Below are 20,692 nucleotides of genomic sequence, written 5' to 3' on the forward strand. Positions count from 1 at the left end.
AACGAAAGCCCCGGCTTGTGAGAGTCGGGGCTTTTTTGTGCCTGTGTGATTTGTGGTGTTCTTCAGTGCCTCTTCGCGAGCAAGCCCGCTCCCACAGGTTTTGTGGCTACAACTCGCTCACTGTGGGAGCGGGCTTGCTCGCGAAGAGGCCGGCCCAGACAACATAAAATCACAGGCATAAAAAGCCCCGCACTTCTTTCGAAGGCGGGGCTTTTTGGGGCGCATTGATCAGAACAGATCGATCGGCGCCTGCTCATCCGCCGGCAGCGGACTGCCCGGTACGGCGCCGTTGCCCAGCTCATTCACCGAGGGCGGCGTGTCTTCGGACTTGAACAGCTCGAAGTAGGCGCCCGGCGTGCTCGGCGTTGCCGCACGACCGCTGACCGGATCCACCCGCAGGCTGAGAATGCCTTCCGGCTCAGGCTGTACGTGCGGCGGCTTGTCCTTGAGCGCGGCAGACATGTAGTTCATCCAGATCGGCAACGCCACGGTGCCACCGAACTCGCGGCGACCGAGGCTTTCCGGCTGGTCGAAGCCGGTCCACACGGTGGTCACGTAATCGGCGTTGTAACCGGAGAACCATGCATCCTTCGATTCGTTGGTGGTACCGGTCTTGCCCGCGATATCGCTGCGGCCCATGGCCAGTGCGCGGCGCCCGGTGCCGAGCTTGATCACGTCCTGCAGCATGCTGTTGAGGATGTACGTGGTACGGCCATCGACGATCCGCTCAGCCACGGCCGGCGCTTGTGGCGCGGCGGCAGCGCCCGGTGCTTCACCCGGAATCGGAGCGGCGTTGACGGTGATCGACTGAGGTGTCGGTGCCGCGATGCCATCGGTCGCCGAGCCACCCTGTGGCACGGTCGGCGGGTTGGCGACGAACAGCGTGTCACCGTTGCGGCTTTCGATCTTGTCGATGATGTACGGGGTGATCTTGTAGCCGCCGTTGGCGAAGGTGCTCCAGCCGGTAGCGATCTCCATCGGGGTCAGGGTCGCGGTGCCCAGCGCCAGCGACAGGTTCGGCGGCAGGTCCTGCTTGTTGAAGCCGAAACGGGTGATGTAGTCGATGGTCTTGCCCACACCCATCGCCTGCAGCAAGCGGATCGACACCAGGTTACGCGACTTGTACAGCGCTTCGCGCAGACGGATCGGGCCGAGGAAGGTGTTGGTGTCGTTCTTCGGCCGCCAGACCTTGTCCAGGTACTCGTCGACGAACACGATCGGTGCATCGTTGACCAGCGTCGCGGCGGTATAACCGCTGTCCAGTGCAGCACTGTAGACGAACGGCTTGAAGCTCGACCCCGGCTGACGCTTGGCCTGCAGGGCGCGGTTGTAGTTGCTCTGCTCGAACGCAAAGCCGCCGACCAGCGAGCGAATCGCGCCGTTCTGCGGATCCAGCGACACCAGCGCGCCTTGCGCCTGCGGGATCTGGCTGAATTTCAGCGAATTGTTCGGCTGACGCTGCACGCGAATCAGATCGCCGACCTGCGCCACATCCGACGGCTGGCGCGGTGCGGCGCCCATGCTGTTGGTGTTGAGGAACGGCCGCGCCCATTTCATGGTGTCCCAGGCGACGTGTTCTTCGCCGGTACGGGTCAGCACCTGCAAGCCATTCTTGTCGACCTGGGTAACGATGGCCGGCTCCAGGCTGCTGATGGTGCGCTGCTTGGTCAGCTCGGTCGCCCACGCTTCGTGGGTCTTGCCCGGCAGACGCGATTCAGGGCCACGGTAGCCGTGACGCTGATCGTAGGTCATCAGGCCTTCGTGCAGCGCGGTGTTGGCCATTTCCTGCAGGTTGCTCGGCACCGTGGTGGTGACGCGGAAACCTTCGGTGTAAGCGTCGCTGCCATAGCGACCGACCATTTCGGCTCGGGCCATTTCGGCGATGTACGGTGCGTTCACTTCCGGGGTCGGCACGTGATAACTGGCGTTCAGCGGCTCGTTGATCGCGGCGGTGTAGTCCGCCTCGGAAATCTTCCCGAGCTTGTACATGCGCCCAAGGATCCAGTCGCGACGCTCCTTGCTGCGCGCCGGGTTGGCCAGCGGGTTGAAGCGCGACGGGGCTTTCGGCAGGCCGGCGATCATCGCCATCTGCGCCAAGCTGACGTCGCGGATCGACTTGCCGTAATAGACCTGGGCCGCCGCCTCGATGCCGTAGGCGCGGTTACCCAGATAAATTTTGTTCACGTACAGCTCGAGGATCTCGTCCTTGGTCAGCTGCCGCTCGATCTGCAGGGCCAGAAGAATCTCGGTGGTTTTGCGCGAGAAGCTGCGTTCGCTGGTCAGGAAGAAGTTCTTCGCCACCTGCATGGTGATGGTGCTGCCGCCGGACTGAATGTGCCCGCTTTTGACCAGTTGGGTCGCGGCGCGCATCAGGCTGCTCGGATCGACGCCATAGTGGTTGGCGAAATTGTCGTCTTCAGCACTTAGTAACGCATTAATGAAATTGGGTGGAATGTCGGCGAAACGGATCGGAGTACGGCGCATTTCGCCAAATTCTGCGATCAACTTGTTGTCGCTGCTGTAGACCCGGAGCGGAATCTGCAACTGAATGCTTCTCAGCGCCTCCACAGACGGCAAACCCGGACTAAGGTAAAGAAACGCGCCGCTGAGACCTAAAAGCAGTCCGCAGAAAACGGCGACGATGGACCAACCGAAAAATTTCAGCAGACGAATCAAGGCTTTTGAACATCCAGGGCAAAGAATGAATTGGGCGACAGGGTTCCGGTAACACACAGAACAACCTGGGCCGGCAGTAAAAAGCGGAAAAAAACGCTGGGCATTATAAGCACTTTTCTGCTGGGGGCGTCATTTGCGCTTCTGTCAAGACGGGGTGAAGGAACGCAATGCGTATTACAGAGTCCGTAACTCACGGAAAGTCATAGGGAATTGGTAGTGCTGGGACTCTTCAAGAAAAAGACCAATACGTTACTGGGGATCGACATCAGCTCCACTTCGGTGAAGCTGCTGGAGTTGAGCCGTCAGGGCGACCGCTACCGGGTCGAAGCCTACGCGGTCGAGCCGCTGCCGCCCAATGCCGTTGTCGAAAAGAACATCGCCGAGCTCGAAGGCGTGGGTCATGCCTTGTCCCGGGTGCTGGTCAAGGCGCGCACCGGGCTCAAGAGCGTGGCGGTGGCGGTGGCCGGTTCTGCGGTGATTACCAAGATCATCGAGATGGACGCCGGGCTGACCGATGACGAGCTGGAAAACCAGCTGAAGATCGAAGCCGACCAATACATTCCCTATCCACTGGACGAAGTCGCCATCGATTTCGAAGTCCAGGGCGTGTCGCCGCGCAACCCGGAGCGGGTCAGCGTGCTGCTGGCCGCCTGTCGCAAGGAAAACGTCGAAGTCCGCGAAGCGGCGCTGGCGCTGGCCGGGCTGACCGCGCGCGTGGTCGATGTCGAGGCCTATGCGCTGGAGCGCTCGTTCGGCCTGCTCGCCACTCAACTGGCAGCCTCGCAGGAGCGCCTGACCGTGGCGGTGGTGGACATCGGCGCGACCATGACTACCCTCAGCGTCCTGCATAACGGCCGCATCATCTATACCCGCGAGCAACTGTTCGGTGGCCGGCAACTGACCGAGGAAATCCAGCGCCGCTACGGCCTGACTGTCGAGCAGGCCGGGCTGGCGAAAAAGCAGGGCGGTCTGCCGGACGACTATGTCAGCGAGGTATTGCAACCGTTCCGTGATGCTCTGGTGCAGCAGGTCTCGCGCTCGTTGCAGTTCTTCTTTGCCTCCGGGCAGTACAACGCCGTCGATCACATCCTGTTGGCCGGCGGCACCGCCTCGGTGCCGGGGCTGGATCGGCTGATCGAACAGCGTCTGGGCACCCCGACCCAGGTCGCCAACCCGTTTTCCGACATGGCCTTGAGCAGCAAGGTCAACGCCGGGGCCCTGGCCAGTGACGCGCCGGCCCTGATGATTGCCTGCGGGCTCGCGCTCAGGAGTTTCGACTGATGGCGCGGATCAACCTTCTCCCCTGGCGTGAGGAACGCCGCGAAGAGCGGCGCAAACGCTTTCTGCTGATCCTGATCGGGGTGTTCGTCGGTTCGGTGGGCGCAGTGTTCATCGCCGATCAGATCTTCAGTACCGCCATCGAGCGGCAGGCAGCACGCAATGCCTACATCGGCAAACAGATCGCCGTGGTGGACGAGCGGATCAAGCAGATCAGCGAGCTCAAGGCGCGACGCCAGCAACTGGTCGAGCGCATGCGCATCATCCAGGACCTGCAGGGCAACCGGCAGATCAGCGGGCGGATTTTCGATCAGCTGGCGCGCACGCTGCCGGACGGGGTGTATTTCACCAGCGTGAAATTGCTCGGCAAGACGCTGTCGATCAGCGGCGCGGCGGAGTCGAACAACCGCGTTTCGGAGCTGATGCGCAATCTGGATGCTTCCGACTGGTTCGATGCGCCGAGTCTTAATGAAGTGAAAGCGACGACTGCCGGTCAGGTGGATCAGGCCAACGTCTTTCAGCTGACCGTGCGTCAGACCCAGCCAGCCGCGACGGAGGGCGACAAATGAAGCCGTCCGAATGGCTGCAAAGTCTGCGCAATATTGACTTCAACGATCTGGACACCAGCAATATCGGCTCCTGGCCGGCCGCGGTGAAAACTATCGCGGGAGCATTGCTGGCGGTGCTGGTGTTGGCGCTTGGCTATAACTTTTTCATCAGCGACATGGAAAACCAGCTGGAAGCCAAGCGTCAGGAAGAGGACACCTTGAAGGAGCAATTTGCCAGCAAGGCGCGCCTGGCCGCCAACCTGGAGCTCTACACCCAGCAGATGAAGGAGATGGAGAACACCTTCGGCGTGCTCCTGCGCCAATTGCCCAGCGACACCGAGGTCCCGGGATTGCTCGAGGACATTACCCGTACCGGGCTGGGCAGCGGTCTTGAATTCGAAGAGATCAAGCTGCTGCCGGAGGTGACCCAGCCGTTCTACATCGAGCTGCCGATCCAGATCACTGTCACCGGGGCTTACCACGACCTCGCGACCTTCGTCAGTGGCGTCGCCGGGTTGCCACGGATCGTCACCTTGCACGATTTCGAACTGGCACCGGCCAATCCCGATGGCGGGACGAAGCTGCGCATGAGCATTCTCGCCAAGACCTACCGCTATAACGACAAGGGGTTGGACAAATGACCCCGATCCGTTATTTCGCCCTGTCAGTGCTGTTGCTGGGTCTTGGCGGATGCTTTGGTGGAGATGACTTCAGCGACCTCGATGCCTACATGAACGAAGTGCGTCTGCGCCCGGCCGGCCGGATCGAGCCGACGCCGACGTTTCATTCCTATCCTACTTTTACCTACAGCGCGGCCAACCTGCGTAGCCCGTTCTCGCGCCAGGTGCGCGTCGATCTGGCCGGGCAGCAGCGTGGCTCGCGCAACGTCAAACCCGACCCCAACCGGGTCAAGCAATACCTCGAAGGTTTCAACATCGAGCAGTTTGAAATGGTCGGCACGATCTCCAATGCCAGCGGCTCCTTCGCCTTGCTGCGCGGGGCGGGTGCAGTGCATCGGTTGAAAGTCGGCGACTACCTGGGGCGCAACGACGGGCGCATTGTCGCCATCAGCGCCACTCAGGTCGATGTGGTCGAGATCGTGCCCGACGGCGAAGGCGCCTGGCTGGAACGTCCGCGCACCATTCCTTTGAAAGAGCACTCATAGTGGAAGTCGAACAATGAACAGGATTTTCTCCACCCTCGGTTTTTCGCTATGGATAGCGCTGCTTTCACCGATGGTTCAGGCGGCCAGCCTCAAGACGCTGGATGTCGCGGCGTTGCCGGGTGACCGCATCGAGTTGAAGCTGTCGTTCGACAGCCCGCCACCGCAACCCAAGGGCTACACCACCGAATCGCCGGCGCGAATCGCCCTGGATCTGCCGGGTGTCGCCAGCCAACTGACGAGCAAGACCCGCGATCTGGGCAGCGGTAACGCGCGAACCGCCACAGTGGTGGAAGCCAACGACCGCACGCGCCTGATCATCAACCTGACGCAACTGACGCCCTACACCTCACGGGTCGAGGGCAACAATCTGTTCGTGGTGGTCGGGCAGGGCGCCAAGCCTGCTGCGCCACGGCCAGCCGTTGTTGCGCCACGACCGGTCGCGGCGCCGGCGAAGGCTTATACCCCCGTCGCCAAAACCATTCGTGGTGTCGACTTCCAGCGCGGCACTGCGGGGGAGGGCAATGTCGTCATCGACCTGTCGGACCCGACCATCGCCCCGGACATCCAGGAGCATGACGGCAAGATCATCCTCAGCTTTGCTCGCACGCAGTTGCCCGACAGGCTGCGGGTGCGCCTCGACGTCAAGGACTTCGCCACGCCGGTGCAGTTCGTCAACGCTGCCGCCACTGGTGATCGTGCGGTGATCACCGTCGAACCCAGCGGCACGTTCGACTATTCCACCTATCAGACCGACAACAAACTGACCGTCAGTATTCGCCCGATGACGGTCGATGACCTGCAAAAGCGCAACGCTGACCGCAACAGCTACAGCGGCGAAAAGCTTTCGCTGAATTTCCAGGACATCGACGTGCGCTCGGTGCTGCAACTGATCGCCGATTTCACCAACCTCAATCTGGTGGCCAGCGATACCGTGCAGGGCGGGATCACCTTGCGTCTGCAGAACGTGCCGTGGGATCAGGCGCTGGACCTGGTGCTGAAAACCAAGGGGCTGGACAAGCGCAAGATCGGCAACGTGTTGCTGGTGGCGCCGGCCGACGAAATCGCCGCCCGCGAACGCCAGGAACTGGAGTCACAGAAACAGATCGCCGAACTGGCGCCGCTGCGCCGCGAGCTGCTGCAAGTGAATTACGCCAAGGCCGCGGACATCGCCAAGCTGTTCCAGTCGGTGACCAGCGCCGAGGCGAAAATCGACGAGCGTGGCTCGATCACTGTCGATGAGCGCACCAACAACATCATTGCCTACCAGACCCAGGATCGCCTCGACGAACTGCGGCGGATCGTGGCGCAACTGGATATTCCGGTGCGTCAGGTGATGATCGAGGCGCGGATCGTCGAGGCCAACGTCGATTACGACAAGAGTCTGGGCGTGCGCTGGGGCGGTTCGATCCAGAACAAGGGCAACTGGAACACCTCGGGGGTCAGTAACGGCACCTCGACCACCATTGGCACACCGGGCAGCACCAGTACCAACTCGCCGTTCGTCGACATGGGCACGGTCGGTAATACCTCGGGGATCGGCATCGCCTTCATTACCGACAATGTGCTGCTCGATCTTGAGCTGACCGCCATGGAGAAGACCGGCAACGGTGAAATCGTCTCGCAGCCCAAAGTGGTCACCTCCGACAAAGAGACGGCGAAGATCCTCAAGGGCACCGAGATTCCGTATCAGGAAGCCAGCTCCAGCGGTGCGACGTCGGTGTCGTTCAAGGAGGCTTCGCTGTCGCTGGAAGTGACGCCGCAGATCACCCCCGACAACCGCATCATCATGGAGGTCAAGGTCACCAAGGACGAACCGGACTACCTGAACAAAGTGCAGGATGTACCGCCGATCAAGAAGAACGAGGTCAACGCCAAGGTGCTGGTGAACGACGGCGAGACCATCGTGATTGGGGGCGTTTTCTCAAATACTCAAAGCAAGGTCGTAGATAAGGTGCCATTTCTTGGCGATGTGCCGTATCTTGGCCGCCTTTTCCGGCGTGATGTGGTTTCGGAGAAAAAATCCGAGCTGCTGGTATTTCTCACTCCGCGTATCATGAATAACCAGGCGATTGCTGTGAGTCGTTGATTCTGTGCGAAATTTGATTCTTGTAGGACCGATGGGCGCTGGAAAAAGCACCATCGGCCGGTTGCTGGCCAAAGAGCTGCGCCTGCCGTTCAAAGATTCCGACAAGGAAATTGAACTGCGCACGGGCGCCAATATCCCGTGGATCTTCGACAAGGAAGGCGAGCCCGGCTTTCGTGACCGTGAGCAGGCGATGATCGCCGAGCTGTGCGCGTTCGACGGCGTGGTGCTGGCGACCGGCGGCGGCGCGGTGATGCGTGATGCCAACCGCAAGGCCCTGCACGCGGGCGGACGGGTGGTGTATCTGCATGCCTCCGTCGAGCAGCAGGTCGGGCGTACGTCGCGCGATCGCAATCGTCCTTTGCTGCGCACCGCCGATCCGGCGAAAACCCTGCGAGACTTGTTGGAGATCCGCGATCCGCTCTATCGAGAGATCGCCGATCTGGTGGTGGAAACCGACGAACGGCCACCGCGCATGGTGGTGCTCGACATTCTCGACCGTCTGGCGCAGCTGCCACCCCGTTAAAGCGCCGCCGGAAATGCGCTATCCTCGGCGTCCTGTCACAGTCGCCGAGGTTGTGGCGGATGGCGTGCGAGCGGCGTCAGATTCGCTATAGGCCGCAGACAACCAATAATTCAGGGCAGGACGCCTGCTTCCATCTTCACTGTGGGGACACATGCAGACACTCAAGGTCGATCTAGGCGAGCGCAGCTACCCGATTCATATTGGCGAAGGTTTGTTGGATCAGCCCGAGTTGCTGGCGCCGCATATCCATGGGCGGCAAGTGGCAATCATCTCCAACGAGACCGTTGCGCCGCTCTATCTCGAACGTCTGACCCGCAGCCTTGCGCAGTTCTCGGTGATCTCGGTGGTGCTGCCGGACGGGGAAGCCTTCAAGAACTGGGAAACCCTGCAACTGATCTTCGACGGCCTGCTGACTGCCCGTCACGACCGCCGCACCACGATCATCGCCCTCGGCGGCGGGGTCATCGGTGACATGGCCGGTTTTGCTGCCGCCTGCTATCAGCGCGGCGTCGATTTCATCCAGATTCCTACCACGCTGTTGTCCCAGGTCGATTCGTCGGTGGGCGGCAAGACCGGCATCAACCATCCGCTGGGCAAGAACATGGTCGGCGCGTTCTATCAGCCGAACGTGGTGCTGATCGATACTGCATCGCTGAAAACCCTGCCGGAGCGTGAACTGTCCGCCGGTCTGGCCGAAGTCATCAAGTACGGTCTGATCTGCGACGAGCCGTTCCTGACCTGGCTCGAAGACAACGTCGACGCTCTGCGCGCGCTGGACCAGAAGGCCCTGACCTACGCCATCGAGCGTTCCTGCGCGGCCAAGGCGGCAGTGGTCGGTGCCGATGAGAAGGAAACCGGCGTGCGCGCCACGCTCAATCTCGGCCACACCTTCGGCCACGCCATCGAGACCCACATGGGCTATGGTGTCTGGTTGCATGGTGAGGCGGTGGCCGCTGGCACCGTGATGGCGCTGGAAATGTCCGCGCGTCTGGGCTGGATCAGCGAGCAGGAACGTGATCGCGGCATTCGTCTGTTCCAGCGTGCCGGTCTGCCGGTGATTCCGCCGGAAGAAATGACCGAAGCCGATTTTCTCGAACATATGGCAATTGATAAAAAAGTGATCGACGGTCGTCTGCGCCTGGTGCTGCTGCGCCGGATGGGCGAAGCGGTGGTGACCGCCGATTATCCGAAAGAGGTTCTACAGGCCACGCTGGGAGCGGATTACCGCGCTCTGGCTCAGCTTAAAGGTTAATAAGATTCCGATGACTAGTTTGCATGCCGACGAGGCGTTCCTCGGCCATTTCCAGTTAAGTCACGACCCTTTCGCGCCGCGGGTGCCGGGCTTCAAATTCTTCCCGGCCCAGCGCAAACCGGTGCTGGGGCAATTGCACCACCTGGCGCGTTACAGCCAGTTGCTGCTGGTGGTCACCGGCCCGCAGGGCAGCGGCAAGACCTTGCTGCGTCAGGCGCTGGTGGCCAGCACCAACAAGCAATCGGTACAAAGCGTTGTCGTGTCGGCCCGTGGAGCTGGCGATGCCGCCGGCGTGCTGCGTCAGGTGGCTCAGGCACTGAACGTGGCTCAGGCCGAAGTTGGCGCGATTCTGGATCAGGTGGTGCAGCTCGCGCTTACCGGCCAGGAGGTCTATCTGCTGGTGGATGACGCCGAGCAGCTCGACGAATCCGCCCTCGAAGCGCTGATGGCGCTAGGGGCCGGTGCACCGGAAGGTCGCCCGCATGTGTTCCTGTTCGGTGAGTCGTCGCTGATCGCGCAACTGGAGGCCTTGCACCTCGAGGAAGAGCGCTTCCACGTCATCGAACTGCAGCCGTATACCGAAGAAGAGACCCGCGAATATCTCGACCAACGGCTCGAAGGTGCGGGCCGGGGTGTCGAACTTTTCACCGCGGATCAGATCTCTGAGATTCACGAAAGCGCCGAGGGTTGGCCTGGCAACATCAACCAGGTCGCTCGCGATGCACTGATCGAAGTCATGATTGCCAGCCGCTCTGCGGTCAAGCGTCCAAGTATGGGGTTCAACATGCCGAAGAAACACGTATTGGCGATTTCCGCCGTCGTTGTGGTCGCGGTCGCCGCCGCCTGGCTGATGCCGGGTCGCAACAAGGCGCCAACCACCGGCGCACCTGCCAACGAACAGGCACAACTGCCATTGGGCCAAGGCGCCAATGGCGGCGCACCGAACGTCGAGTTCGCCGGCAATACCCAGCCGATGCCGCTGCCGCTGGTCGGCAACTCGCAACCGGTGATGCGCGGCCCGTTGGCTGAAGCCGCAGGCGGCATCACTGAAGGTGACGACGGCGTGCCGGTCGAAGGCTCCAGCGCAACGCCGCCGACCGTCACGACTTCCGCACCACCGGCAGGTGTTCCGGCCGGCCCGGCTCCGACGCCAGTACCTGTTCCGGCGGCCAAGCCGACCCCGGCACCGACTCAGGTCGCCACCGCCAAGCCTGCTCCGGCAGCGCCAGCGGCCAAACCGGCTCCGGCTCCGGCCAAGCCTGTTGCGGCTGCCAAACCGGCCGAGAAGCCGGTTACCGTGGCCAAGGCTGCCGGTGGCAGCTGGTACGCCGGTCAGCCGACCAGCAATTACGTGGTGCAGATCCTCGGCACCAGCTCCGAAGCGACCGCGCAGAACTTCGTCAAGGAGCAGGGCGGCGAGTACCGTTATTTCAAGAAAGTCCTCAACGGCAAGCCTCTCTACGTGATCACCTACGGCAACTTCGCCAATCGTGATGCAGCCGTTTCTGCCATCAAGGCCTTGCCAGCGAAGGTTCAGGCTGGTAAACCTTGGCCTCGCACTGTCGCCAGCGTCCAACAGGAACTGGCAACAACTCGCTGAAGATTCGGCGGCCTTACCCAGGCCGCCTCTCCAAGCACCTCAAAATTTCTACGAGTGCGCGCCGTCTCTACAGACCGCGTGCCTTGTGGTGTCTGCGTCACAGTAGTCTTTGAGTCGTTGCAGTCAAAATTAAAAAAGTTTTGACTAGCACAGCAGATCGCTTTAAACCTTTCACAAATGCGACATGAATTTGCGACATTTCGTCGTCAAATTTGTGAGCCTCTGTGTCGCTGTGTACAATGACCACCCTTTTGCCCCCGCAAAGCCGGCGTACGTTCGGCGCGGCAAGCAAGTGGTTGAATTGAAAAGAAATTTGCCTCGAAAAGAGGCAGCCTGGTGAGAAAGTGTCTATGAAAGCAGGTCTGTACCAACCAGATGAATTCAAGGATAACTGCGGTTTCGGCCTGATAGCCCATATGCAGGGCGAGCCCAGTCATACCCTTTTGCAAACGGCCATCGAGGCCCTGACCTGCATGACCCACCGCGGTGGGATTAATGCCGACGGCAAGACCGGTGACGGTTGCGGTCTGCTGATTCAAAAGCCTGACGCGTTCCTGCGGGCGATGGCCCAGGAAAACTTCAGCGTCGAACTGCCCAAGCAATATGCCGTGGGCATGGTCTTCTTCAATCAGGATCCGGCCAAGGCCGAAGCCGCTCGCGAGAACATGAACCGCGAGATCCTCGCTGAAGGCCTGCAACTGATCGGCTGGCGCAAAGTGCCGATCGACACCAGCGTCCTCGGCCGACTGGCCCTCGAGCGCCTGCCGCAGATCGAGCAGGTGTACATCGGCGGTGAAGGCCTGAGCGATCAGGACATGGCGGTCAAGCTGTTCAGCGCCCGTCGTCGCTCGTCGGTGGCCAACGCCGCCGACACCGACCACTACATCTGCAGCTTTTCGCACAAGACCATTATCTATAAAGGCCTGATGATGCCGGCCGACCTGGCCGCGTTCTATCCGGACCTGGGTGACCAGCGCCTGCAAACCGCGATCTGCGTGTTCCACCAGCGCTTCTCCACCAACACCTTGCCGAAATGGCCGCTGGCCCAGCCATTCCGCTTCCTCGCCCACAACGGTGAGATCAACACCATCACTGGTAACCGTAACTGGGCACAGGCCCGTCGGACCAAGTTCAGCAACGATCTGATGGATCTGGAAGAACTCGGCCCGCTGGTCAACCGTGTCGGTTCCGACTCCTCGAGCATGGACAACATGCTCGAACTGATGGTCACCGGTGGCATCGACCTGTTCCGTGGCGTGCGGATGATCATTCCGCCAGCGTGGCAGAACGTTGAAACCATGGACCCGGATCTGCGTGCGTTCTACGAGTACAACTCGATGCACATGGAACCGTGGGACGGCCCGGCCGGCGTGGTGATGACCGATGGTCGTTACGCGGTGTGCCTGCTCGACCGTAACGGTCTGCGTCCGGCGCGCTGGGTTACCACCACCAACGGTTTCATCACCGTTGCGTCGGAAATCGGCGTCTGGAACTACCAGCCGCAAGACGTGATCGCCAAGGGCCGTGTCGGTCCGGGCCAGATCCTCGCCGTGGACACCGAGACCGGGCAGATCCTCGACACCGACGCGATCGACAACCGTCTGAAATCCCGTCATCCGTACAAGCAATGGTTGCGCAAGAATGCCCTGCGCATCCAGGCGACCATGGAAGACAACGACCACGGTTCGGCGTTCTACGATGTCGATCAGCTCAAGCAATACATGAAGATGTATCAGGTCACGTTTGAAGAGCGCGATCAGGTACTGCGTCCGCTTGGCGAACAAGGCTACGAAGCCGTCGGCTCGATGGGCGACGACACGCCGATGGCCGTGCTGTCGCAGCGCGTGCGCACGCCGTACGACTATTTCCGCCAGCAGTTCGCGCAGGTCACCAACCCGCCGATCGACCCGCTGCGTGAAGCGATCGTGATGTCGCTGGAGATCTGTCTCGGTGCCGAGCGCAACATCTTCCAGGAATCGCCGGAGCACGCCTCGCGCGTGATCCTCAGCTCGCCAGTGATCTCGCCGGCCAAGTGGCGCTCGCTGATGAACCTCGACCGCCCGGGTTTCGAGCGGCAGATCATCGACCTCAACTACGACGAAAGCGTCGGCCTCGAAGCGGCGATTCGCAACGTCGCCGATCAGGCTGAAGAAGCCGTGCGCGCCGGGCGTACCCAGATCGTCCTCAGCGACCGCCATATCGCCCCGGGCAAGCTGCCGATCCACGCTTCGCTGGCCACCGGCGCGGTGCACCACCGCCTGACCGAAAAAGGCCTGCGCTGCGATTCCAACATCCTCGTTGAAACCGCCACCGCGCGCGATCCGCATCACTTTGCGGTGCTGATCGGTTTCGGCGCCTCGGCGGTCTATCCGTTCCTGGCCTACGAAGTGCTGGGCGACCTGATCCGTACCGGTGAAGTGCTGGGCGACCTCTACGAGGTGTTCAAGAACTACCGCAAGGGCATCACCAAAGGTCTGCTGAAGATCCTGTCGAAGATGGGCATCTCGACCATCGCCTCGTACCGTGGTGCGCAACTGTTCGAAGCCATCGGCCTGTCCGAAGAAGTTTGCGAACTGAGCTTCCGTGGCGTGCCGAGCCGCATCAAGGGTGCGCGTTTCGTCGACATCGAAGCCGAGCAGAAAGCCCTCGCTACCGAAGCCTGGAGTCCGCGCAAGCCGATCCAGCAGGGCGGTCTGCTGAAGTTCGTCCACGGCGGCGAATATCACGCTTACAACCCGGACGTGGTCAACACCCTGCAAGCCGCCGTGCAGCAGGGCGACTATGCCAAGTTCAAGGAATACACCTCGCTGGTGGATAACCGCCCGGTGTCGATGATTCGCGACCTGTTCAAGGTCAAGACCCTCGACAAGCCGCTGGACATCAGCGAAGTCGAACCGCTGGAATCGGTGCTCAAGCGCTTCGACTCCGCCGGTATCTCGCTGGGCGCACTGTCGCCGGAAGCGCACGAAGCCCTGGCCGAAGCCATGAACCGCCTCGGTGCGCGTTCCAACTCCGGCGAAGGCGGCGAAGACCCGGCGCGCTACGGCACCATCAAGAGCTCGAAAATCAAGCAGGTCGCGACCGGCCGTTTCGGTGTCACCCCGGAATACCTGGTCAACGCCGAAGTGCTGCAGATCAAGGTTGCGCAGGGCGCCAAACCGGGCGAGGGCGGGCAACTGCCGGGCGGCAAGGTCAACGGTCTGATCGCCAAGCTGCGTTACGCAGTGCCGGGCGTGACCCTGATTTCGCCACCGCCGCACCACGACATCTACTCGATCGAAGACTTGTCGCAATTGATCTTTGACCTGAAACAGGTCAACCCGAAGGCACTGGTTTCGGTGAAACTGGTGGCGGAAGCGGGCGTCGGCACCATCGCCGCCGGTGTGGCCAAGGCCTATGCGGACTTGATCACCATCTCCGGTTACGACGGTGGCACCGGTGCTTCGCCGCTGACCTCGATCAAATACGCGGGCGCTCCGTGGGAACTCGGCCTCGCTGAAACCCACCAGACCCTGCGCGGCAACGACCTGCGCGGCAAAGTCCGGGTGCAGACCGACGGCGGCCTGAAAACCGGCCTCGACGTGATCAAGGCTGCGATCCTCGGCGCTGAAAGTTTCGGCTTCGGTACTGCGCCGATGATCGCCCTGGGCTGCAAATACCTGCGCATCTGCCACCTGAACAACTGCGCCACCGGCGTTGCGACGCAGAACGAGAAGCTGCGCAAGGATCACTACATCGGTACCGTCGACATGGTGGTGAACTTCTTCACCTACGTCGCCGAAGAAACCCGTGAGTGGCTGGCCAAGCTCGGCGTGCGCTCCCTCGAAGAGCTGATCGGCCGCACCGATCTGCTGGAAATCCTCGAAGGCCAGACCGCCAAGCAACACCATCTGGATCTGACCCCGCTGCTGGGCAGCGATCACATCCCGGCGGACAAACCGCAATTCTGCGGCGTTGAGCGCAACCCGCCGTTTGACCAGGGCCTGCTGGCCGAGAAAATGGTCGACATGGCGACGTCGGCGATCAACGACCTCAGCGGCGCCGAGTTCGAACTGGACATCTGCAACTGCGACCGTTCGATCGGTGCGCGGATCTCCGGCGAAATCGCACGCAAGCACGGCAATCAGGGCATGGCCAACGCGCCGATCACCTTCCGCTTCAAAGGCACGGCCGGTCAGAGCTTCGGCGTGTGGAACGCCGGCGGTCTGAACATGTACCTGGAGGGCGACGCCAACGACTACGTCGGCAAAGGCATGACCGGCGGCAAACTGGTCATCGTACCGCCGAAGGGCAGCGTCTATCAGACTCAGAACAGCGCCATCATCGGCAACACCTGCCTGTACGGCGCCACCGGCGGCAAGCTGTTCGCCGCCGGCACCGCAGGCGAGCGTTTTGCCGTGCGCAACTCCGGTGCCCACACCGTCGTGGAAGGCACTGGCGATCACTGCTGCGAGTACATGACCGGTGGTTTCGTCTGCGTCTTGGGCAAGACCGGTTACAACTTCGGCTCTGGCATGACCGGTGGTTTCGCCTACGTGCTCGATCAGGACAACACCTTCGTTGACCGGGTCAACCACGAACTGGTGGAAATCCAGCGGATCAGCGGCGAGGCGATGGAAGCCTACCGCAGCCACCTGCAGAACGTGCTGAACGAGTACGTCAAGGAAACCGAGAGCGAGTGGGGTCGTGAACTCGCCGAGAACCTTGATGACTACCTGCGTCGTTTCTGGCTGGTCAAGCCTAAGGCTGCCAACCTGAAGTCGTTGCTTTCCAGCACTCGTGCCAACCCGCAGTGATATGCGCCTGAAGAGTTTGATGAGGTTTTAACAATGGCTGAACGTCTGAATAACGACTTCCAGTTCATCGATGTCGGGCGCAAGGATCCGAAGAAGAAACTGTTGCGTCAACGCAAGAAAGAGTTCGTCGAGATCTACGAACCGTTCAAACCCCAGCAGTCGGCCGATCAGGCCCACCGCTGCCTGGGTTGCGGCAACCCGTATTGCGAGTGGAAGTGCCCGGTGCACAACTTCATTCCCAACTGGCTGAAGCTGGTGGCCGAGGGCAACATCCTCCAGGCCGCCGAGCTGTCGCACCAGACCAACACCCTGCCGGAAGTCTGTGGCCGGGTGTGCCCGCAGGATCGGCTGTGCGAGGGTGCCTGCACCCTCAACGACGGTTTCGGTGCGGTGACCATCGGTTCGGTCGAGAAGTACATCACCGACACCGCATTCGCCATGGGCTGGCGCCCGGACATGTCCAAGGTCAAACCGACCGGCAAACGTGTCGCGATCATCGGTGCGGGCCCGGCGGGTCTGGGCTGTGCCGACGTGCTGGTACGTGGCGGCGTGACCCCGGTGGTGTTCGACAAGAACCCGGAAATCGGCGGTCTGCTGACCTTCGGCATTCCCGAGTTCAAGCTTGAGAAGACCGTGCTGAGCAATCGTCGCGAAGTCTTCACCGGCATGGGCATCGAGTTCCGCCTCAACACTGAGATCGGCAAGGACGTGACCATGGAGCAACTGCTCGCCGAATACGATGCGGTATTCATGGGCATGGGCACCTACACCTACATGAAGGGCGGTTTTGCCGGTGAGGATCTGCCGGGCGTCTACGACGCGCTGGACTTCCTGATTGCCAACGTCAACCGCAACCTGGGCTTTGAAAAGTCGCCGGAAGATTTCGTCGACATGAAAGGCAAGAAGGTCGTGGTACTCGGCGGCGGCGACACGGCGATGGACTGCAACCGCACCTCGATTCGTCAGGGCGCCAAGTCGGTGACCTGCGCCTATCGTCGTGACGAAGCGAACATGCCCGGCTCGCGCAAAGAGGTGAAGAACGCCAAGGAAGAAGGCGTGAAATTCCTCTACAACCGCCAGCCGATCGCGATCGTCGGTGAAGACAAGGTCGAAGGCGTGAAGGTGGTCGAGACCCGTCTCGGCGAACCGGACGCCCGTGGCCGCCGCAGCCCCGAGCCGATCCCGGGCTCCGAAGAGATCATCCCGGCCGACGCCGTGGTCATTGCGTTCGGTTTCCGTCCAAGCCCGGCACCGTGGTTCGAACAGTTCGAAATCCAGACCGACAGCCAGGGCCGCGTCGTCGCGCCTGAGCAAGGTCAGTACAAGCACCAGACCAGCAACCCGAAAATCTTCGCCGGTGGCGACATGGTGCGCGGTTCCGACCTGGTGGTAACGGCAATCTTCGAAGGCCGCAATGCGGCTGAAGGGATCCTCGATTACCTGGGTGTCTAACCTCGGATCCTGAACCAAACGCAATAACCCTGTGGGAGCGAGCCTGCTCGCGAAAGCGGTCTGTCAGCCAATTTCACTGTTGGATGTACCGGCCTATTCGCGAGCAGGCTCGCTCCCACAGTTGTTTCTCGGTGTTGCAAAATCAGTATTCCAACGCAATAAATTGACCCGATAGACAAAAGGCTGACCTGCATCCGTGCCTTTTGCGTCGCGCTCTGAGAAAATGCCCGCACTTTTTTTCCGGATGCCGACATGACTGCCCTGAAGAACGACCGTTTCCTCCGCGCCCTGCTCAAGCAACCTGTAGACGTCACCCCGGTGTGGATGATGCGCCAGGCCGGCCGCTACCTGCCTGAATACCGCGCCAGCCGTGCCCAGGCCGGTGATTTCATGAGCCTGTGCATGAATCCGGAATTCGCTTGCGAAGTCACAATGCAACCGCTCGACCGCTACCCGCAACTGGACGCGGCGATCCTGTTTTCCGACATCCTCACCATCCCCGATGCCATGGGCCAGGGCCTGTACTTCGAGACCGGTGAAGGTCCGCGCTTCAAGAAAGTCGTCAGCACCCTGGCCGACATCGAAGCGTTGCCGATCCCTGATCCACACAAAGACCTCGGCTACGTGATGGACGCGGTCAGCACCATCCGCCGCGAGCTGAACGGCCGTGTGCCGCTGATCGGCTTCTCCGGCAGCCCGTGGACCCTCGCCACTTACATGGTTGAAGGCGGCTCGTCGAAAGACTTCCGCAAGACCAAGGCGATGCTCTACGACAACCCGCAAGCCATGCACCTGCTGCTGGACAAACTGGCGCAGTCGGTGACCTCGTACCTCAACGGCCAGATCCAGGCCGGCGCGCAAGCGGTGCAGATCTTCGATACCTGGGGCGGCAACCTGTCGGCGGCGGCGTACCAGGAGTTCTCCCTGGCCTACATGAAGAAAATCGTCAGCGGCCTGATCCGCGAGCACGACGGTCGCAAGGTGCCGGTGATCCTCTTCACCAAGAACGGCGGCCTGTGGCTGGAAAGTATCGCCGACGCTGGCGCCGACGCACTGGGCCTGGACTGGACCTGCGACATCGGCAACGCCCGCGCCCGCGTCGGCGACAAGGTCGCGCTGCAAGGCAACATGGACCCAACCGTGCTCTACGCCAAACCGGAAGCGATCCGCACTGAAGTCGGGCGCATTCTGGCCAGCTACGGCAAGGGCAGCGGCCACGTGTTCAACCTCGGCCACGGCATCACCCCTGAGGTCGATCCGGAGCACGCCGGTGCGTTCCTGCGTGCGGTGCACGAGTTGTCGGCGCAGTATCACGAGTAAGATTTTGACACGACCGCCCGAATGCAATGTTCGGGCGGTAATTGATTTTTGTATGTTTAAGTTGAAAGTTCAATAAACCTTGTTCGTAAAGATTGTTTACTTTGTGCAGTTTCTGTTAATGGTTTTCTCGTTGACGTTGATAATTCAGAGCTTTGTAATGGCGCCACTTGTTTATCAGGATGGTTGCAATGAAAAGGGTTGGATATTCGCGTCTCCAGATTGCTTTGCACTGGATATCTGCGGCAGTAATTTTATGGGCTCTGTTGTCTGGCTTCTATGTGTCAGTCATTAAAGTTGCAGCGGAAACAAAATCGATAGTCGGATTTATAAATGTTTCGGTGACGGCTTTATTTATTCCGATATTTATACTGAGATTGTATGTTTCTGTCAGAGGCTCTCACACCACTTGCGAGGTGGACAGGACCTTTGTGGAGCGTCTGGCGAGTTGGATGCATAAGTCTATTTATCTGATGACGGCGGTTGTCTTGCTCACAGGAATATTAATGATGGATCGACCGATCAATATATTTGATCTGGTTCTTATTCCGGCGCCGCTGAACGATCTACAGTGGATTGATCGGTTCTTCGTCATCCATGTTTGGGCGTGCGTGATGTTACTGGTTCAAGTAGCGCTACACATCGCAGCCGTTATCAAACACGAAATGTGTGGGCGCCGAATCCTGAAAAAAATGGTGTTCTGACTCAAGCGGGAGCGCTGCCACCGAGGGGCGGCAACTTCGCCAGTTTCAACGCCACCAACAGCGCGATCATCAGCAGGGCGCCAATAAACAGGCCGATGCCATTCCACCCGCCGAGATGCCAGAACACCCCGCCAGCCGTGCCGGCAATACTCGACCCGGCGTAATAGCTGAACAAATACAACGACGACGCCTGGCCCTTGGCCTTGGTCGCACGCCGGCCGATCCAGCTGCTCGCCACCGAGTGCGCGCCGAAGAAGCCGAAGGTGAAGATCAGCATGCCGACGATCACCAGCAACAGCGGTGTGAACATAGTCAGTGCAAGGCCGGCGAACATCAGTGCGATGGTTGCCCACAGCACTTTGCGCCGCCCCAGTTTGTCCGCCAGTGAACCGATCTTCGCCGAGCTGTAGATGCCCGACAGGTACACCACCGATAGCAAACCGACGAACACCTGATCGAGGTTGTACGGCGCGGCCAGCAGGCGATAGCCGATGTAGTTGAACAGGGTGACGAAGGCGCCCATCAGCACGAATGCTTCAAGAAATAGCAGCGGCAGGCCGGCGTCGCGAAAGTGCATGGTGAAGCCATCAAGCAGGCTGCGTGGGTGCAGCGAGCGCGAGCGGAAGTTGCGCGATTCGGGAAGGATCTTCCAGAACACTGCCGCCGCAACCAATGCCAAACCGCCGATCACCAGCATCGCCGTGTGCCAGCTGACGAAATCGATCAGCACCCCGGTGATCAAGCGGCCGCTCATCCCGCCAATCGCGTTGCCGCCGATGTAAAGGCCCATCGCCAGACCGATGTGCTGTGGATGGATTTCCTCGCTCAGATACGTCATCGCCACCGCCGCCAGACCACTCAACGACAGCCCGATCAGCGCGCGCATGATCAGCACGCCGTGCCAGCTCGGCATCATCGAGCTGGCGATGGTGCACAACGCGGCGGCGAACAGTGCCGCGACCATCACCGGTTTGCGTCCGACCCGGTCGGAGATCGGCCCGGTGATCAACAGCCCGACGGCCAGCATGCCAGTCGCCACCGACAGAATCAGGCTGCTCTGCGCCGCGTTGATTCCATACTCGTGGGACAGCAGCGGCATCATCGGCTGCACGCAATACAGCAAAGCGAAGGTCGCGAAGCCGCCGCTGAACAGCGCCAGTACCGTGCGCATGAACATCGGCGTGCCTTTTTCGATGTAGATCTCCTGCAGCTCGGCGATGACATCGTCCGCCGCGGCAGGCGGAACTTCATGGGCAAGAGGGGCGGCGGCGGTTTTCACATCAGACCTCGGAGGG

Annotated in this window: 14 protein-coding genes; 12 read left to right on the forward strand and 2 right to left on the reverse strand. The window is 60.9% G+C overall.

Annotated features, from left to right (window positions below; genetic code table 11):
* Positions 1-228: 228 nt before the first annotated feature.
* Entirely contained in the window at positions 229-2,673 is a 2,445-nt protein-coding gene (locus CRO59_RS09215; protein ID WP_371917812.1) for a penicillin-binding protein 1A, read from the reverse strand.
* A 219-nt stretch (positions 2,674-2,892) separates the two neighbouring features.
* On the opposite strand from CRO59_RS09215, the gene CRO59_RS09220 reads away from it, so the two are divergent.
* From CRO59_RS09220 to CRO59_RS09280, 12 genes are all read left to right on the forward strand, one after another.
* Entirely contained in the window at positions 2,893-3,957 is a 1,065-nt protein-coding gene (locus tag CRO59_RS09220) for a pilus assembly protein PilM (RefSeq protein ID WP_096794691.1), read from the forward strand.
* Positions 3,957-4,523 carry a PilN domain-containing protein gene (locus tag CRO59_RS09225; protein WP_097087018.1) on the forward strand — a complete coding sequence of 189 codons (567 nt, stop codon included), beginning with the start codon at positions 3,957-3,959 and terminating at the stop codon, positions 4,521-4,523. The genes CRO59_RS09220 and CRO59_RS09225 overlap by 1 nt, the downstream gene beginning before the upstream one ends.
* Entirely contained in the window at positions 4,520-5,143 is a 624-nt protein-coding gene (gene pilO / locus CRO59_RS09230) for a type 4a pilus biogenesis protein PilO (protein WP_097087020.1), read from the forward strand. Before CRO59_RS09225 ends, pilO begins: the two co-directional genes overlap by 4 nt.
* Complete coding sequence (locus CRO59_RS09235) at positions 5,140-5,667, forward strand: pilus assembly protein PilP (RefSeq protein WP_027611314.1); 528 nt, start codon at positions 5,140-5,142, stop codon at positions 5,665-5,667. The genes pilO and CRO59_RS09235 overlap by 4 nt, the downstream gene beginning before the upstream one ends.
* 13 nt (positions 5,668-5,680) lie before the next feature.
* Complete coding sequence (pilQ, locus tag CRO59_RS09240; RefSeq protein ID WP_097087022.1) at positions 5,681-7,753, forward strand: type IV pilus secretin PilQ; 2,073 nt, start codon at positions 5,681-5,683, stop codon at positions 7,751-7,753.
* Between the two features lie 4 nt (positions 7,754-7,757).
* On the forward strand, positions 7,758-8,276 hold the full coding sequence (gene aroK, locus CRO59_RS09245) for a shikimate kinase AroK (protein ID WP_027611316.1): 519 nt from the start codon (positions 7,758-7,760) through the stop codon (positions 8,274-8,276).
* Between the two features lie 151 nt (positions 8,277-8,427).
* Positions 8,428-9,528 carry a 3-dehydroquinate synthase gene (gene aroB, locus CRO59_RS09250; RefSeq protein ID WP_027611317.1) on the forward strand — a complete coding sequence of 367 codons (1,101 nt, stop codon included), beginning with the start codon at positions 8,428-8,430 and terminating at the stop codon, positions 9,526-9,528.
* Positions 9,529-9,538: 10 nt separating this feature from the next.
* The gene (locus CRO59_RS09255) at positions 9,539-11,128 is read left to right on the forward strand and encodes an AAA family ATPase (protein WP_027611318.1); all 1,590 of its coding nucleotides are present in this window, start codon (positions 9,539-9,541) and stop codon (positions 11,126-11,128) included.
* Positions 11,129-11,478: 350 nt separating this feature from the next.
* Complete coding sequence (gene gltB / locus CRO59_RS09265; RefSeq protein WP_097087024.1) at positions 11,479-15,924, forward strand: glutamate synthase large subunit; 4,446 nt, start codon at positions 11,479-11,481, stop codon at positions 15,922-15,924.
* 33 nt (positions 15,925-15,957) lie between these two features.
* Positions 15,958-17,376: an FAD-dependent oxidoreductase gene (locus tag CRO59_RS09270; protein ID WP_096794696.1), complete on the forward strand. Its 1,419-nt coding sequence runs from the start codon at positions 15,958-15,960 to the stop codon at positions 17,374-17,376.
* A gap of 252 nt (positions 17,377-17,628) precedes the next feature.
* Entirely contained in the window at positions 17,629-18,696 is a 1,068-nt protein-coding gene (gene hemE, locus CRO59_RS09275) for a uroporphyrinogen decarboxylase (RefSeq protein WP_097087025.1), read from the forward strand.
* Between the two features lie 188 nt (positions 18,697-18,884).
* Positions 18,885-19,397, forward strand: a complete 513-nt coding sequence (locus tag CRO59_RS09280) for a cytochrome b (RefSeq protein ID WP_027611321.1) — start codon at positions 18,885-18,887, stop codon at positions 19,395-19,397.
* A 1-nt stretch (position 19,398) separates the two neighbouring features.
* Here CRO59_RS09280 and CRO59_RS09285 read toward each other — a convergent pair whose 3' ends face one another.
* Complete coding sequence (locus CRO59_RS09285) at positions 19,399-20,676, reverse strand: MFS transporter (RefSeq protein ID WP_097087027.1); 1,278 nt, start codon at positions 20,674-20,676, stop codon at positions 19,399-19,401.
* Positions 20,677-20,692 lie beyond the last annotated feature (16 nt).

It is taken from the genome of Pseudomonas sp. LAMO17WK12:I5 (genome assembly GCF_900215165.1).
Classification (GTDB): Bacteria; Pseudomonadota; Gammaproteobacteria; order Pseudomonadales; family Pseudomonadaceae; genus Aquipseudomonas; species Aquipseudomonas putida_A.